Annotated in this window: 4 protein-coding genes; all 4 read right to left on the bottom strand. The window is 69.0% G+C overall.

Annotated features, from left to right (window positions below):
* Positions 1 to 439 precede the first annotated feature (439 nt).
* A complete protein-coding gene (locus WBP48_RS17240) occupies positions 440 to 682 on the bottom strand; it encodes a hypothetical protein (protein ID WP_424441968.1) in 243 nt (80 codons plus the stop codon).
* 31 nt (positions 683 to 713) lie between these two features.
* Complete coding sequence (locus tag WBP48_RS17235) at positions 714 to 1121, bottom strand: hypothetical protein (protein ID WP_424441967.1); 408 nt, start codon at positions 1119 to 1121, stop codon at positions 714 to 716.
* A 126-nt stretch (positions 1122 to 1247) separates the two neighbouring features.
* Positions 1248 to 2321, bottom strand: coding sequence for a peptide chain release factor 1 (gene prfA, locus WBP48_RS17230; protein ID WP_424441966.1), 1074 nt, complete (start codon positions 2319 to 2321; stop codon positions 1248 to 1250).
* 34 nt (positions 2322 to 2355) lie between these two features.
* A partial coding sequence (rho, locus tag WBP48_RS17225; protein WP_424441965.1) for a transcription termination factor Rho occupies positions 2356 to 3787 on the bottom strand: 1432 nt, incomplete at its 5' end.

Below are 3787 nucleotides of genomic sequence, written 5' to 3'. Positions count from 1 at the left end.
AGCACCCCCAGCATCCACCCCACCAACCCAAGCCAGCAAGAGGCGACCACCCCGATCTTTCCACCCCCACGGAGGGCCGCACAGCGGCCCTGAAAAGCTGAAGCGAAAGTCTCGTGACCCTGGGCAGGCCTTCTCGCCCCACGGCGCGGCAGCGCCACTGAAAAGCTGACTCGAAAGTGTCGCATCCCTGAGGCAGATTTTCTCGCCCCACGGCGCGGCAGCGCCACTGAAAAGCTGACCTCTTCGGCGGTCGAACGCCCGGGGCGCAGCCACCCGATCATCCGGGGGTCGCGAATGGCCGCAATCGCGACCCCATACCGACCATGTGCGACCCGCCGAGGAAGCGCGACCCGGTCGGCAGTTCTCGGCGGGTCGCACATTGCCGCAATCCGCGGCTGATAGCGGCCGTTCGCGACCCGCTGAGGTCGAGACGCCAGCGTCAGGCGCCGGACGCAGCTTCCGGGAGCGGGTAGCGTCGGCGCAGCACGATCCGCCGCCCCGGCGTCGAGAGGACAGTCACGGCGAGGTACAGCGCCGCCGCGAGCGGGACGAACGGGACGACCGCGGCGAGTGCGGTCGCAGCGCCCGGCGCGGCATCGACGATCCCGGGCGTCAGCAGCAGGCCGCCCAGACCGAGTGAGGCGAGCGCGACGCGCGCGAGGTCACCCGGCGTGCGCTGCATCGGCATCCCCCTCTGTTCGGTCCCGCGCAGTCTAGGCGCCAGCGCGGCGCGCTTCGACCTTCTTCTTTATGAACAGAGCGGGCAGCAGCCACGTCGCGAGCGCCGTCACGATCCACACGAGGACGGGGGCAGCGACCCAGGTCCACCACGGGGCACCGATCGTCAGACCCGCGCCCGGGATGACCGCCGTGATCAGCAGCGCAACGAAGGTCGACACGATGCCGATCCCGCCGAGCAACGCGGGCGCGTTGCGCCGCGCGACGGTGGCCAGCCACGGCGCGAGCACGCTCTGCAGCACGGCGAAGATGACGATCGCGAGGATGAAGCCGAGCGGATGACTCCAGTCGATCGTGAACCCCTCCAGCACGAGGTCGGCGACGATCAGCCCGACCGCTGCCGACGCGACGAAGATCAACGTGCGGATGAGGAACATGACCATGATGCGAATGTACCGGCATCCGCGGCCCTGCAGCGAAACTGCGCTCGCGCGCCGAGAGTGCGGGCACCACGTGCAGTCCCGGCGCTCCGGCGCAGTCTCGTGCGGGGGGCGGACCCAGGACAGCCGTCACGTGCCGAGGGCCGCCAGCCGTGCCTCTTCGTCGGCGGCGATCGCCGACTCGACGATGGGGCCGAGTGCACCGTCCATCACCTGGTCGAGGTTGTAGGCCTTGTACCCGGTGCGGTGATCGGCGATGCGGTTCTCGGGGAAGTTGTACGTGCGGATGCGCTCGGAGCGATCCATGCCGCGAATCTGCGAACGACGGGCGTCGGATGCCGCGGCGTCCCGTTCCTCCTGCTGCTTGGCAAGCAGCCGCGCACGCAGGACCCGCATGCCGGCCTCGCGGTTCTGCAACTGGCTCTTCTCGTTCTGCATCGACACGACGATGCCGCTGGGAAGGTGGGTGATGCGCACTGCCGAGTCGGTCGTGTTGACCGACTGCCCGCCAGGCCCCGACGAGCGGAAGACGTCGATCTTGAGGTCATTCGGGTCGATCTGGACCTCTTCGGGCTCGTCGACCTCGGGGAAGACGAGCACCCCGGTCGTGGAGGTGTGGATGCGCCCCTGCGATTCGGTCGCCGGCACCCGCTGGACGCGGTGCACGCCGCCCTCGTACTTCAGGTGCGCCCACACGCCCTGCGCCGGGTCGGACGAGCTGCCCTTGATCGCGACCTGCACGTCCTTGTAGCCGCCCAGGTCGCTCTCGGTACGCTCCAGCAGCTCGGTCTTCCACCCCCGCGACGCGGCGTACTGCAGGTACATCCGCAGCAGGTCGGCGGCGAACAGCGCCGACTCGGCGCCGCCCTCCCCCGCCTTGATCTCCATGATGACGTCGCGGGCGTCGTCGGGGTCGCGCGGGATCAGCAGCCGCCGCAGCTTCTCCTGCGCCGTCGCGAGGCGATCGGTGAGAGCAGGGATCTCGTCGGCGAATGCCTCATCCTCGCGGGCGAGCTCGCGCGCGGCGTCGAGATCGTCTTCGGCAGTGCGCCACGCATCGTGCGCCGCGACGATGCGCGACAACTCGGCGTAACGGCGATTGACGCGCCTTGCGCGCGCGGCGTCGGCGTGCACCGCGGGGTCGGAGAGTTCCTCCTGGACCGCGCGGTGCTCCTCGATCAGCGCCTGGACGGACTCGAACACGAGCGCCCTTCGGCAGGATCAGAAACCGACATGCTCAGCGGATGCTGTTCTCGTACCCGTTGCTGTGACCGCCTCCGGCGGGCTTCTGCACCTGCACGTTCTGCATCTGGTACAGGAACTCGACGTTGGACTGCGTCTCCTTGAGCTTGCCGAGCACGACCTCGAGCGCCTGCTGCGGGTCGAGGCCGGCGAGGGCACGGCGCAGCTTCCAGGTGATCTTCACCTCGTCGGGGCTCAGCAGCATCTCCTCGCGGCGCGTGGAGGACGCATTGACATCGACCGCCGGGAAGATGCGCTTGTCGGCGAGCTGGCGGCTCAGGCGCAGCTCGCTGTTGCCGGTGCCCTTGAACTCCTCGAAGATGACCTCGTCCATCTTGGACCCGGTCTCCACGAGCGCCGTCGCGAGGATCGTGAGCGATCCGCCGTTCTCGATGTTGCGCGCGGCGCCGAAGAAGCGCTTCGGCGGGTACAGAGCCGAAGCGTCGACACCGCCGGAGAGCACGCGACCGCTGGTCGGCGCCGAGATGTTGTAGGCACGGCCGAGACGCGTGATCGAGTCGAGCAGCACGACGACGTCGCGCCCGAGCTCGACGAGACGCTTGGCGCGTTCGATCGCGAGCTCGGCGACCGTCGTGTGGTCTTCGGCGGGGCGATCGAAGGTCGAGGCGATGACCTCGCCCTTGACGGTGCGCTGCATGTCGGTGACCTCTTCGGGGCGCTCGTCGACGAGCACGACCATGAGGTGGACCTCGGGGTTGTTGGTGGCGATCGCGTTCGCGATCTGCTGCAGCACGATCGTCTTGCCCGCCTTGGGAGGCGCGACGATGAGTCCGCGCTGTCCCTTGCCGATGGGCGCGACGAGGTCGATGATGCGCTGCGTCAGCTTCTCGGGAGCGGTCTCCAGGCGCAGGCGCTCCTGCGGGTAGAGGGGAGTGAGCTTGCCGAACTCGACGCGGCTGGCCGCGTCGTCGACCGACAAGCCGTTGACCGCGTCGACCTTCACGAGCGCGTTGTACTTCTGGCGGCTGGACTGCTCACCCTCGCGCGGCTGCTTGATGGCTCCGACGACGGCGTCGCCCTTGCGGAGGTTGTACTTCTTGACCTGGCCGAGCGACACGTACACGTCGCTCGTGCCCGGGAGGTAGCCGGTGGTCCGGACGAACGCGTAGTTGTCGAGCACGTCGAGGATGCCGGCGATCGGGATGAGAACGTCGTCCTCGCCGATCTCGGTCTCGAACTCGTCGCCCGTCTGGTTCTGGCCGCGACGCTTGCTCCGCTGCCTGCCGCGGCTCTGACCCTGCTCATCGTCAGTGGCGGCGCTCTCGTCGGCCGTGGCGGCCTGGTTGACCTGGCCGTTCTGACCATTCTGGCCGGTCTGGCCGCCGTCCGTCTTCTGACCGCGGTTGCGGCTGCGGCTGCGCGAACGGCTGCGGCTGCGACCGGTCGGCTCGCCCTCGGCCGGCGCC

The organism is Microbacterium sp. (assembly GCF_049661145.1).
Classification (GTDB): Bacteria; Actinomycetota; Actinomycetes; order Actinomycetales; family Microbacteriaceae; genus Microbacterium.
The sequence above is the reverse complement of the archived record's forward strand: the minus strand, read 5'-3'. Positions and strand labels throughout refer to the sequence as shown.